General features: G+C 25.7%; 11 protein-coding genes. 6 read left to right on the top strand and 5 right to left on the bottom strand.

The window, feature by feature from the left end; genetic code table 11:
* Positions 1-31: 31 nt before the first annotated feature.
* From BHAMNSH16_RS06985 to BHAMNSH16_RS06965, 5 genes are all read left to right on the top strand, one after another.
* Positions 32-985, top strand: coding sequence for an L-lactate dehydrogenase (locus BHAMNSH16_RS06985; RefSeq protein WP_069731415.1), 954 nt, complete (start codon positions 32-34; stop codon positions 983-985).
* A 104-nt stretch (positions 986-1,089) separates the two neighbouring features.
* Positions 1,090-1,887 (top strand): MetQ/NlpA family ABC transporter substrate-binding protein, encoded by a 798-nt coding sequence (locus BHAMNSH16_RS06980; protein ID WP_008728758.1) that lies wholly within the window; start codon positions 1,090-1,092, stop codon positions 1,885-1,887.
* A 27-nt stretch (positions 1,888-1,914) separates the two neighbouring features.
* Positions 1,915-2,703, top strand: a complete 789-nt coding sequence (locus BHAMNSH16_RS06975) for a MetQ/NlpA family ABC transporter substrate-binding protein (protein WP_069731414.1) — start codon at positions 1,915-1,917, stop codon at positions 2,701-2,703.
* A 20-nt stretch (positions 2,704-2,723) separates the two neighbouring features.
* Positions 2,724-3,506, top strand: coding sequence for a MetQ/NlpA family ABC transporter substrate-binding protein (locus tag BHAMNSH16_RS06970; protein WP_069731413.1), 783 nt, complete (start codon positions 2,724-2,726; stop codon positions 3,504-3,506).
* Between the two features lie 78 nt (positions 3,507-3,584).
* Entirely contained in the window at positions 3,585-4,400 is an 816-nt protein-coding gene (locus BHAMNSH16_RS06965; RefSeq protein ID WP_008728762.1) for a MetQ/NlpA family ABC transporter substrate-binding protein, read from the top strand.
* A gap of 91 nt (positions 4,401-4,491) precedes the next feature.
* Here the strand turns inward: BHAMNSH16_RS06965 and BHAMNSH16_RS06960 are convergent, their stop codons facing one another.
* The 3 genes from BHAMNSH16_RS06960 to hisF all read right to left on the bottom strand — a co-directional run bounded on the left by BHAMNSH16_RS06960 (position 4,492) and on the right by hisF (position 9,837).
* The gene (locus tag BHAMNSH16_RS06960) at positions 4,492-7,578 is read right to left on the bottom strand and encodes a PD-(D/E)XK nuclease family protein (protein WP_069731412.1); all 3,087 of its coding nucleotides are present in this window, start codon (positions 7,576-7,578) and stop codon (positions 4,492-4,494) included.
* A 375-nt stretch (positions 7,579-7,953) separates the two neighbouring features.
* Positions 7,954-8,334 carry a PepSY-like domain-containing protein gene (locus BHAMNSH16_RS06955; protein ID WP_069731411.1) on the bottom strand — a complete coding sequence of 127 codons (381 nt, stop codon included), beginning with the start codon at positions 8,332-8,334 and terminating at the stop codon, positions 7,954-7,956.
* A 747-nt stretch (positions 8,335-9,081) separates the two neighbouring features.
* On the bottom strand, positions 9,082-9,837 hold the full coding sequence (gene hisF / locus BHAMNSH16_RS06950; RefSeq protein ID WP_008729210.1) for an imidazole glycerol phosphate synthase subunit HisF: 756 nt from the start codon (positions 9,835-9,837) through the stop codon (positions 9,082-9,084).
* A gap of 139 nt (positions 9,838-9,976) precedes the next feature.
* Here hisF and BHAMNSH16_RS06945 point away from each other — a divergent pair, with 139 nt between their 5' ends.
* Positions 9,977-11,356, top strand: coding sequence for an MATE family efflux transporter (locus BHAMNSH16_RS06945; RefSeq protein WP_008729208.1), 1,380 nt, complete (start codon positions 9,977-9,979; stop codon positions 11,354-11,356).
* A 141-nt stretch (positions 11,357-11,497) separates the two neighbouring features.
* On the opposite strand, the gene BHAMNSH16_RS06940 is transcribed toward BHAMNSH16_RS06945, so the two are convergent.
* Entirely contained in the window at positions 11,498-12,445 is a 948-nt protein-coding gene (locus BHAMNSH16_RS06940) for a glycoside hydrolase family 16 protein (protein WP_008729206.1), read from the bottom strand.
* Positions 12,446-12,481: 36 nt separating this feature from the next.
* Positions 12,482-13,579: a variable surface family protein gene (locus BHAMNSH16_RS06935; RefSeq protein ID WP_241033675.1), complete on the bottom strand. Its 1,098-nt coding sequence runs from the start codon at positions 13,577-13,579 to the stop codon at positions 12,482-12,484.
* Between the last annotated feature and the right edge of the window lie 406 nt (positions 13,580-13,985).

Raw genomic sequence — 13,985 nt, 5'->3', positions numbered from 1 at the left:
ATTATAAAAAATATTAATGAAAGGAATTTTTATGAATAATATAAAAAGAAGAAAAGCTGTATTAATAGGGGCAGGACATGTGGGTTCTCATGCCGGATATGCATTAGCTTCTCAGGGTTTAGTTGAAGAAATAGTTTATATTGATATAGATGAGAAAAAAGCATTTTCTCAGGCTTTGGATATATTTGATGCTTCTGTTTACCTGCCTCATAGAGTAGAAGTTAAAGCAGGAAATTACAAAGATATTGATGATGCTGATATAATGGTGGTATGTGCAGGTCCATTGCCTAATATTAATCAGACTAGAATGGATACTTTAGGCTCTACTATAGAAGTTATGAAAGATGTAATAAGCAATATAAAAACTACTAAGTTTTCAGGAATAATTATAAATATATCTAATCCCGCCGATGTTATTACTCATTATTTGCAAAACAAATTAAATTATGATCCTAAGAGAATAATATCTACAAGCACAACATTAGATTCTGCAAGATTAAGAAGGGCTATATCAGAGGCAATTAATGTTGATCAAAAATCTATATATGCTTATGCTTTAGGGGAGCATGGAGAAAGCCAAATGGTTGCATGGTCGGCTGTAACTATAGCAGGAAAGCCTTTATTTGAGCTTATGAAGGAAAAAGAAAAATATTCAGGTCTTGATTTGAAAGAATTAGCTAATAAAGGAAGAAGAGGCGGATGGGATGTTTTAGAAGGTAAAGGATCTACAGAGTTTGGAATAGGTACTGCTTTAGCTGAAGTTTCTCGTGCTATACTTTGCGATGAACATAGGGTTCTTCCTGTTTCGGTATATTTAAATGGAGAATACGGACAAAATGATGTTTATGCTTCTGTTCCTGCAGTGCTTGGAAGAAACGGAGTTGAGGAGATAATTGAACTTAAAATGAATGATGAAGAGAAAAAATTATTTTCTGAATCATGCAGTGTTATGAAAAAAAATTATGAGTTGGCTTTGAATATGTAATAATATTTATTGAGAATTATAGTATTATTATAAATTAGATTATTAAATTAATTAGATAAATTTTTTAAAAATGATTATATTAAGATGATAATGCTATGAAAAATATGAAAAAAATAATTTTACTTTTTACTTTTATATTTTCTTTTTCATGTTCTAATGCAGATAAGAATGCTAATATTGTAAAAGTGGGATATATAGGAGAATCTGATAAAGTTATTTGGCAGGAGGTTATGAAAAAAGTTTCTAATGATAATATAGAAATAGAATTAATTTCTTATATTGATTACTTTTCTCCTAATAAAGACTTGAATGAAGGAAAAATTGATTTAAATAATTTTCAGCATTATGCTTTTTTTAATCAGGAGTTAGAAGATAAAGGATATGAATTGACTGCTATAGCGGATACATGTATTGCCGCTATGAATATATATTCCTATAATATAACAAATATTAATCAGATTAAGGAATATGATAAAATAGCTATACCAGATGATGATTCTAATAGAGGCAGAGCTTTAAAAGTATTAGAAGCAGCTGGTATTATAAAATTAAAATATATATACAAGCAGAATCCTACTATAAATGATATAGAAGAAAATAAATTATATTTGGATATAATTGAAGTTAATGCTGCAAATATATATAGTTTGCTTCCGGATATAGCATGTGCTGTTATTAACAGTAATTTTGCTTTAAGTTTCGGACTTGATCCTTATACGGACTCTATATTTAAAGATAATCCTAGCAACTATGCAGATAAAAATTATGTAAATATTATAGCTGTAAGGACAAAAGATAAAGATAGTGAAATATATAAAAAAATAGTAAAAGCATATCAGTCTGATGAAGTTAAAGAGATATACAATAAAAATTTTAACGGCATATATATAGCAGTTTGGTGATTTTATAATTTTTAGTTTGGAGGAAATATGAAATATTTATTAAATTTTTTTTTATTAATAAATATAATTTCCTGTGAAGATTCTAATACTGAAGTTGTAAAAGTAGGTCATATTGGTGAATTTGATTATGATATATGGATGCAAATAGATGAAGAGTTAAAGATAGAGAATGCTAGATTGGAACTTATATATTTTGAAGATTATGATATTTTGAATAAGACGTTGGATGATGGCGATATAGATTTGAATTCTTTTCAAAATTATATTTATTTTGTTAATGAAACTAATAAATATAATTATGATCTTTATGTTATGGGAAGGACTTTTGTTGCTCCTATGAATATATATTCAAAGTTTCTTACAAATATAAATCAAATATCATCGAATGCTAAAATAGCTGTTCCTGATGATGAAGTAAATTTATCAAGAGCATTGCAGATATTAAGAGCGGCAAATATTATTAATCTTGAAAGGTCTGATAAAAAATTTTATAAAATATATAATATTACAGAAAATAATTTAAATATTCAATTTATTCCTATGGATGCAAATATCATTTATTATAATCTGGATAAATTAGATGCGGCAGTCATAAATTATGGTTTTATTTCAGGTCATACAGATTATAAAATTATATATTATGATGATGTATCTAAATATTCACATCGCGGTATGATGTCTTATGCCAATTTGATTGTATGCCGGGAAAAAGATAAAGATTATAATCTTTACAAGTTTATAACAGAAAGCTACAGGCAGAAAATGAGAAAAAAGATAGAAGGAAATATATTAAATGGTTTTATTATGATTGATTAATAATTATTAGGATGTATAGAATGAAAAAAGTATTATTTATGTTATTATTATTTGTTGTTTCTTGTAATTCTAAAAAAGAAAATATAGTAAAGATAGGATATATAGGCGAGTTTGATATAGATATATGGGAATATGTATCCAATGAAATGAAAGAACAAAATATCATTTTAGAATTAATACAATTTGCTGATTATTCTGTAATAAATAAGGCATTAAATAGCGGGAATATAGATTTGAATCATTTTCAAAATTATGATTATTTTGTTAATGAGACAAATAAAAATGATTATTACCTAACTATAATAGATAAAACTTTTACAGCTTCTATGAATATGTATTCAAAAAATTTAACTAATTTGTCTCAATTACAGATGCATTCTAAAATAGCAGTTGCTAACGATGAAGTAAATTTCTCAAGAGCTTTAAAAATATTGGAATCTATTGGTATAATAAAATTGATGAAAAAAAATAATATTAATTATCATTTTACTACAAATGATATAATAGAAAATTATTTGCAATTAGAGTTTGAAGCTATAGATGCAAATAATATTTATTATGTTATATCATCTGTTGACGGAGCTTTTATTAATTTCAATCTTAGTTTTGATGTTAAGGATGCAAATATTTTATATTATGATGATCCTAGTAAATATGATTCTGATATGTATATCAATTTAATAGCTGCAAGATTAGAAGATGAAAATAATAGTGTTTATAAAACTATAGCTGATTCTTATAAAAAGAGGATTAAAGAGCTTGTTGAATCTGGAAAATTGCAGGGAATTATTATTAATTATTAGTACTTTTTATTGAAATTATTCAAAAAATAATATAATCTAAATAAACTAATTTCATTAAAATTTAATAAAGGAGCGAAAATGAAAAAATTTTTATTATTGATATCATCAGTTATATTGTCATTAATGATATTATCATGTGGAAATAATTCTTCTGGTGATCAAAAGGTGGTTAAAGTTGGTTTTGCCGGAGAGTCTGATTACCAAATCTGGAATCCTATAGTAGCTAAATTAGCTGAAGAAGGAATAAAAGTAGAATTAGTTTCTTTCTCTGATTATACTATACCGAATCAGGCTTTAAATGACGGAGAAATTGATTTGAATGCTTTTCAGCATTATGCATACTTTAATGATGAAGTATCAAATAAAGGATATGATTTAACTGCTATTGCTGATACTTATATATCTGCTATGAATATTTATTCTACTAATATTACAGATGTAAAAGAATTAAAAAACGGAGATAAAATAGCTATACCTAATGATCCTTCTAATGGAGGAAGAGCTTTAAAAGTTCTTCAGGCTGCAGGAATTATTAAAGTAAGACCTGAGGCAGGAGATACTCCTAGTGTAAGCGATATAATAGAAAATCCTTTGAATATTGAAATAGTGGAAATGGATGCCGGTGCTATTTACGGTGTTCTTCCTGATGTTGCTTGTGCTGTTATAAACGGAAACTATGCTATAGATTTCGGCTTGAATCCGGGTTCTGATTATATATTTAAAGATGACCCTTCTATTTACAGCGGAAAATCTTTTGTTAATTTAATAGCTGCAAGAACTAAAGATAAAGATAATGAATTATACAAAAAAGTTGTAGAAACTTATCAATCTGATATAGTAGAAAAAGTTTATAATGAAAACTTTTTAGGTTCTTATCTTCCTACTTGGAAATAATAATTAAAAATATTTAAATAATATGAAAGCATGAGATAATAATAAATCTCATGCTTTTTTAATATATAATTATTATTTTTTTATTTATCTATTATAATGAATATTCATCATTATCTTTTTTATAAGCATTCTCGCAGTAAGGAGCATTATAACAGTTTATACAATTTGTACTATTTTGTATATAAACTAATTCCCCTTCTAAAATTTTATTAAAAACCTCATCAAAATAATCTTTCAAATTATATTCACTGTCAATATAACCGCATATAGATAAAAGCATATCCCTGTCATTATACATCTGATTTATTTTCTGCGATTCATTTATAATATCTTTTTCTCTGTATACCGTAAAAACTACTTCGCAATGCTTTATTTTCTCTGGTATATTTTTTTGTATATATTGATTAAGTATATATTTTAAATATAAAATAGGCTGCAAATATATTCTTATAGTTTCTCTTATAATATCTTTTTGAGTTTCTCCTTTCGCTTCCTCTGCTTTGTATCTTGACTTGTAATCAACAATTCTTATTCCATTTATATTTTTATGTTCTTTATCAGAGTAGCTTAAATCTATTCTATCAACTATACCTTTTATTTTTATAGATATATCTTTATTTTTGTATATAATAAAATCTTCTTTACTTCCTATATATCTTTCAAAATATGTAGGTATATAAAAACAGCCCTCATCTTCTTCTTTTAGTTTGTTATTGATGATTTCTTTTTTGATAAAATATGACATTACATTTAATGCTTCTTCTCTTATAACATTATAATCAAATTTATATTCTAATAAATATTTTTCTTCTAAATCTTTTGATGAATACATATTTATTAAGTCATTTATATGATTATCTACAACATGATTTGCTATATTGCAGTAATTATTAAATTCGCTTTCTATTAAACGGCATCCTTCATCAGAATATTGATTTTTTACTTCTTCATAGAAATCCTGAAAGAATTTATGATATGCCCTTCCTCTATCCATGTAATTTACACCTTGTATTTTAGATTCAACAGATTCTTTTGAGTACAATCTTGAATAGAAGAATTTGGCTGGACATTCCATTATAGCCTGCAAAGTTGTAACGGATATTTTTTCTTTTAAAACATTTAAAAAGAAATTTTTTATATCTTCTTTATTATTAAAATCATGATGAATATTTTTATTGTGTTTATGATAAACTGTATCTATAATATTTTCTGCATTATCTATTTTATAGGCTATAGTATTATATAAAAATAAACTCATAAGATTTTCTTTATCTGTATGTATATTATCTTCTCTTTGTATATATTCTTTTCTGTATATAAGTCCGTTTTTCTCTAAATTTTCAAATTTAAAATCCTCATTATACAATTTTCTGTATATATTCTCTAAATAATAAAATGGAATCTCTAAATTACCTTTTTCATCTTTAAATCTGAATGAGAAATAAATATTACTATCTTCATAGCATCCTGATAATATATTTAAAAATAAAGCATAATGAATATCTGATAAATAGCTTTGAGTATTAAAAACTATTTTTTTATTTATATACTCTCTTAATTTAGCACTTATAAAAAATGCATTAGGTCTTATGTTTATAAAATCATTATTCATTCCTAATATAAATATATGTTTTAATTTTAATCCTCTAGCATCATATAAATTGCTTACTGTAAGAGTTATATCTTTATTTTCATTTTCGCCTATAGATTTGTCTCTTAAAATTGTATTTAAAGCCGCATGAAAATCAAAATGGCTTATTTCCTGATTATCTATATTATCAAGTTTTTCTGTATATGCTATTTCTAGTATGAGATTAATAAATAAAGCTAATGCCTCATTATCTCTATAGAAATATTCATTCTTATTATCGTCTGTATCTTCTGTATTTCCTACATCTAAAAATTTTAAAATATTTATATATGCAAGTCCTATTTCTTTATAACTTTTCTTTGATACCAGATTGTTCAATAAATCCAAAAAATCTATTATTGATTTTGAAGCATCATTATATTCAAATTTTTTAGAAATCTTATTTTTAAAATCTTTGAAAGACATTTTTGAAAATATTTCTATAGAGTTATAATCTTCATAAGAATATATTAAATCTCTTATATTATAAGTATTGATGCCATTAAGTTTTATATATGAGCTTGATAATATTTTTATTAAAGTATCTACATCTATTTCTCCATTATATTTATCTAATATTAAAAATATTGAAGTGAGTACAGGTATTATAGGTACTTTCCATATAAAGTTAGCTCTTCTTTCATTAAATTTTATTTGGCATTCTTTTAATCTATTTGAAACAATATCGCTGTATAACTGAATATCTGAAAATATTATTCCTATATCATAGGGATTAACTCCATTTTCTATCAATTTAATTATCTCATCAATGACTGTATCAGCTTCCTGTTTGGCACCGAATCCGGATATGAACTTTATTTTGTTTTTATATTTATTTATATCATTATTTTCTCCCAGCAGTGCTTTTGCCAGATTTGAATTTTTATTTACTTCAAAATTATCAATACCTTGATAGAATGATTTATAATTATTAAAATGTTTTTCCATATTATAAGGCATTATAACTTTTATATTTTTATTATAATGTTTTTTTATGGATTCAAGAAATATCAAATGCAAAGGCGGTATTTTTTCAAAATTATAAATTGTTATATATTCATAAGTATTTAAAAATTCTAATTCTTTATTTTCTATAGATTTTATAAAAAGCTCGAAAATATCAAATTCATCTAATAAATTATTTTCTTTATTGTATTCTTTATATAGATTTATTATTTCATTTATATCTTTAAGATTATCATATTCATCTAATTTAAATCCGTAGAATTTAGCTAATGTTATTTCTTCTATTAGTTTATATAAAGTATATGCTAATTCATAAGTTGTATTTTGTTTTGATATTAGTGCATCTTTATTTTTTGTTTTATATTGGAATAATATATTATGAATATTTATTATTGCTATTGACTCATCTATATCCTGAACATTATGTTCTATTCTATAATTTTCAAAAAATATTTCTTTGCTGCTTTTATAGTATTGATGCAGAGTCTGATAATTAGTTATATCCAAGGTATATTTTTTGAAATTATTTTTTAGATAATTATTCTTTGCTTTATAGTTAGGAAATAAAAATAATTCTTGCATATATATGTATCTCTTTTTTGTTTAATTATACTTGAATGAATGTATTTTGTCAAAATAAGTTTTTATTTATTTTGATGCTTTTTCCAACGCACGGTAAAAGGTTCTTTATTTATAATTTAAATTATGATTTTGTATTAGCATATATTTTTAATATTATTCTGCGTGCGGTTATATATTTTTTAAAATTTAAAAAAACTTGGGCGGGTGCTGACAAATTCTAATTATACAATAAAAAAACAAAAAACTTTGATTGCAGATTTAAATAATAATCCTAGGGGCGCGGTATGTAATTAAGTTTAAAAAATGAAAAGACCTGAATATATAAATATCCAAGCCTTTATTTAATTACTTTTAGGAGATACAAAGTGATAAGAGTTATGCCATTATTAATTGTCCGTTATTTCCTATGCATATTTCCAAAGAATTAGTCAATCTTATTTTGTAGAATTCTATTCTTTTACTAACTTCAAAAATATAAGCATTATTATATTTTTTCATTATGTTTTTTATTTTGCTTGATATATTTTTTGGGAGTATATTTTCAGATAATTTGTCATCGCTGCTTATATAATTCCAAGCTCCGTTTTTGTCGAAATTGATATAAATTCCATTATTTAATTTAATCTCATATTGTTCTTTTCTTATGTCAATATAAACGATTTTAGCTTTGCTGTAATTAGAAGCGATAAATTTTCTAATATTTTCAGGTAATTTGCTAGGTGTAATTTTAATAAAAAGGTTTAAGCTGTTATTCATAGTGTATCTCCTTAGGTTTATATTGTAAAATCTCTTTACATTTATAATTATAGCAGAATGTAAAAATTAAGCAATATTTATTTACAAATAATTTACAATAAATTTACAAAATATATAAATATTTATTAGTTATTAATACATATAATACATAAATAAGCTGTGTATAACAAATCAATGTAAAATATATTTACAAATATTATAAAATTAGCTGTAAATACAGGATTTTACTATGAAAATTAGAAATAAATTGGAAATTTTGATTAAAAATTGTAATATTAAAAATAAAAAAATCATTTACATACCCCGCCCTTTATATTTTTCAATTCATTTAGAAGATTATATTTGAATTTTATTAAATGCTTAATTAGAAATTTAAGGCACCCGCCCAAGCATTATTTAAATTTGTAATCTACTAAACGCACGGTTAATATGATTTTATATATTATTTAAATGATGATTATTAATTGATTTATATTTTAAGTTTTATTATGCGTGCGTTTAAATCATTATAAATTTAAATAAAATAGGGTGGGAATTAAAAAGTCTAATTTTAATAACAAAGAAATAAAAGATATGAATTCCAGATTTATGTTATAAAGTTATAGGGTGGGCAAGTGTAATTAAATTTAAAAAATTATTTACATACCCCGCCCTTTATATTTTTCGATTCATTTAGAAGATAATATTTAAATTTTCTTAAATGCCTAATTAGAAATTTAAAGCACCCGCCCAAGTTTTTATTAAAATTTAAAGCCTTACTTTAATATTATTCTTATGAAGATATTCTTTCAATTCTCTAATATCTATTTCTTTAAAATGAAATATAGAAGCAGCTAATCCTGCATCAACGCCTTTAACTTGAAATACATCTTTGAAATGCTCCATATTTCCTGCTCCGCCTGAAGCTATTAAAGGTATAGAAACATTATCAGCTATTTCTTTAAGTAGTTCTATATCAAAACCATTTTTTACTCCGTCAGTATCAATACTATTTATTACAAGCTCTCCCGCACCATTTTTCTCACCTTTTACAGCCCATTCAATAGCATCAATTCCTGTATCTTCTCTGCCTCCCTTAGAAAATACAGAATATTTTCCATTAACTCTTTTTATATCTATAGAAAGTACAACACATTGATTGCCGTATTTTTCAGCGGCCTCTCTTATTAAATCAGGATTCTTTATAGCTCCGGAATTTACGCTCACTTTATCAGCTCCTGATTTTAAAACCATATCAAAATCTTTTATAGTATTTATTCCTCCTCCAACTGTAAGCGGTATAAATATTTCATTTGCCACTTTCTCAAGTACATTAACAAATAATTTTCTTCCTTCATAAGAAGCTGTAATATCATAAAATACAAGCTCATCAGCTAAAGAGTTATTATAATATTTAGCAAGCTCTACAGGATCATCTACATCTTTTAATCCTTCAAAATTAGTACCCTTTACAACTCTGCCGTCTCTTACATCCAAGCATGGAATTATTCTTTTTGTTATCATATAAAAACACCTAATTTAATTTATAAAATTATATAGCAAAAAATATATTTCGTAAAGTAAGTTGAAAATTATATTATTGAAAAAACAAAAAAATAAAATATACTTAAATGAAATTATTTTTTATAACGGATTTTATCTTATGAATAATGATGTAGTTTCTAATCCTCTATATTATGAGAAGCCTTATAAACTTTTATTTAAATACGCCGCACCAAGTATTATATCAATGCTTGTAGGGTCTTTATATAATATAGTAGATCAAATATTTATAGGTCAGGGTATAGGCATTAATGGTAATGCAGCTACAAATGTTGCTTTTCCTCTTACTATAATTTGTATGTCTATAGCATTATTTCATGGATTTGGAAGTGCCTCAATGTATAGCATATTATTAGGGCAGGGGAATAATAAGAGGGCAGCAACAATTATAGGAAATGTTGTAGTATCTGCTTTAATATTAGGATTTATATTTACGGTAATAGTAAAGCTATTTAATAAAAATTTGATGACTATGTTCGGCTCTACAAAAGAAGTTTTACCTTATGCAGTAGAATATACCAATATAACAGCCATAGGATTTATACCATTTATATTTTCTACAATGATGAGCCATATAATAAGGGCAGACGGAAGCCCTAAATATTCCATGATGTCTGTACTTACAGGTGCTATAGTTAATACTATATTAGATCCTATTTTAATATTTAAATTTGATATGGGTATGTCAGGGGCGGCACTTGCAACAATAATAGGACAGTTTATTTCATTTGCTATAGTTTTTAGATATTTATTCAGATTTAAGCATATAACTTTTGAAAGATATAATTTTAAAGTTGATCCTAAAAACATATTAAAAATATTTTCATTAGGTTCATCATCAGGGTTTAATCAATTAGCAATGATGATAGTACAAATTACTATGAATAATGTACTTAGCTATTACGGAACTAATTCCATATACGGCGGAAATATACCTTTAGCAGTAGCAGGTATTATTTCTAAAGTTAATATGCTTGTAATGGCATTTATAATAGGAACATCTCAGGGAAGCCAGCCTATAATAGGTTTTAATTACGGAGCTAGAAATTATGACAGGGTAATTAAAACATATAAACTTACTATAACAATTACTACAATTATGGCTTTCACAGCATTTTTATTGTTTCAATTATTCCCAAGACAGATTGTAGGAATATTCGGAGACGGAAGCGAATTGTATTTTCATTTTGCTGAAGAGTATATGCGTATATATATGGCATTAATGGTAATAAATGGCATTCAGCCTGTAACAGGTACTTTCTTTACCTCTTTGGGCAAAGCATTTAAGGGAGCTTTTATATCTATGACAAGACAAATTATATTTTTACTTCCTCTTATTATAATACTTCCTAGAATATTAGGCATAGACGGAGTAATGTATGCAGGACCTGTTGCTGACGGAGCAGCTTTAATCGTTACTGTTATATTGGTTAGCAGAGAAATAAAGAAATTAAAGAAGATGCAGGAAGAAAATATTTAGAAGTATTAACCCCATACATTAATATATGGGGTAATATAAAATGAAAAAAGTTTAATATAAAAAAAATTATAAAACAGCTGACAAATATTTTATATCTGTCAGCTGCAATGCATATTTACTAACTATATAAAAATTTATTAATTAAAAAGTTGTACTAGGTAAAGCTGGACTACTATCGTCAGGATCTATTTTTTCAACTTTAACCCAATCTACCCACATTTCATAATTAGCTGATGAGTCTTTATTAGGAGCAGGACACCAAGAACCATTCTGATATGAAGCATTTAATATTATATAATATGTCATATCGTTATATGGGTATCTTTTTTGTCCTGCAGGATCACTAGGAGTAAACTCTAAAGCTTTTTTACCGTCAATATATAATATAACTTTATCTTTTACTATATCGCAAGTATATACATGATATGCATTCATATCTATGCCTGTATTAACTCCTGGTGAATTTGCTGTTTTAGAAGTACTTCCTCCAGATGCTTTAGAATATTGAACTGTAAGCCAAGCTTTTTGAGGGTTATCAATAATCCATTCCATTAAGTCTATTTCACCATCGTCAGGCCAAGGATTTTTAGTGAATAAAGGATAATACCATATAGCAGGGAAAGCTCCTCTAACATTAAAATCGTTATTTCCTGATGGATTAGGATTTTTTAGTTTAGCTCTAACTGATAATCTAGTTCCAACACCATATCTATTATTATGACTGTATACTCCGCCTGTTCTAAAGTCATCTCCTCCTTTACTTCCATCATAAATTGCTTTTAATACTAAATTACCATCTTCTATTCTTACCATTTCATAACCATCTGTATTTTGGAAGTATCTATTCCAAGTAGATGGACTTTCTTCTGTAACACATAATCCACAAAAATCGTCTGGTATAGTTCCTTCATTGAAATCTTCTTTAAAAGCAATATTTTCTCCTGTAGGTATATCTGTTTTAGCTGGACCATTTCCAATATTTTGACCTGTTATACCTGTATTAGAACCTGTTACACCTTTATTGTTACAAGATACTACAACTACAATAGAAAGAATTAAAACTGATAAAAAAAGTATAATTTTTTTCATTATCATCTCCTTAAATTATATTTTGTAAATATGCAATTATAAATTAAAATACCATGTGATACCTGTAGATGCATTTAATACAAATTCAGAAAAACTAGATTTTTGTAATGATGCTAAAGTTGAAGTACCGCCTGTTTGTATTTCTGTATACCATTCAAGAGATTTTGAAGGTTTTAAGTAAAATTCTCCATATACAAAATATCCAACAATGTAAAAAGCATCTGGTCTTAATGTTACTAAATCAGAGTTATTTTGATTACTTTTATATATTCTGCTTCCATTTATAACATTGAAAGATACAGAAGGTTCTAGATAAACACTAAAATAATCATTACCTGCTGTAAAACCAACTGGTAAAGCTACGCCAATTCTATATGGATTTTCTATAGCCCAACCTTGTCTAAATATTAATCCTAAATCATCTGTTGGATTATCTTTATAATCTAATCCTGTAGAATATTTTCCTTGATTAAATGCAGTTATATCATAATAATTTCCAAAACTTTTTACGCCATCAACATCACTTTCCAATGCCTGATCATATTGAAGTCTTATTATAGGTTCTATAAGAACATCTTCTGTTTCTACTCTGAAATATATTCTTGTGGCAAGTCCTATTGAGCTTTTCTTTGAATTTTGAAAAGTTGATCCTAATTTACCTTTTTCATTGAACTCTCCATATTTTATATATAGTCGTATGTTACTCATAAAAGGTAAATTAAGATAATATCTAGCTTCAATTGCTGTAGATATACCAATTTGTCCATCTTTATTTTTTGAACCTATTCCTATATGCACAGGTATTGATATCCTAAAATTATCATTATAAGCTACAGATGTTATTATTGGACTATGAACTTGATATTCACTGCTATTATATGAAAATTCATATCCAAGACCTATACCAAAAATATTTGGAATTTTATATCCTATAGCGGCTATTACTTTAGGTATAAAATTTACTGTTTCATAGTTATTTTGTTCATATGATGTTGATGAATAAATATTATTGAATATTTTACCTGCTGTAGGATTTCTGAAACCTGCTGTAACATGTACATTGTTGGCTTCAAGTTTGAATCCTAGTGCATTAAGCCTTGCTCTAAACTGATTACTATGAATTAAAAAATCAATAAAGTCATCTGAATCATAGTAGCCGAAAACTGATGCCGCACAAATTAATAACAGTAGAAATATTTTTTCATATTTTTTCTCCTAAAAAAAATTTATAAATATTATTATTTAGATTATTTTTATATAAGATAGATGATGATGTATGTATATATCTGTTTATATTTTTTTTATTAGAAAAATATTTATTGATTTTGCATATATAATTTTGAGTAAATTTCTTTACTATTGAAAATAGTATTATTATATGGTATAATAATTGATTATAATAAGGAATTAAAAGTGTTGACTGTTGACTGTTGACTGTTGACTGTTGACTGTTGACTGTTGACTGTTGACTGTTGACTGTTTTAACATAATATAACTTTTTCCTCTCTGTATATAATATAGTCAGTAAAATGAAAAAACT

The sequence above is a fragment of the Brachyspira hampsonii genome, from assembly GCF_002214805.1.
Taxonomy (GTDB): domain Bacteria; phylum Spirochaetota; class Brachyspiria; order Brachyspirales; family Brachyspiraceae; genus Brachyspira; species Brachyspira hampsonii.
This window is presented reverse-complemented; position numbering and strand designations above follow the sequence as displayed.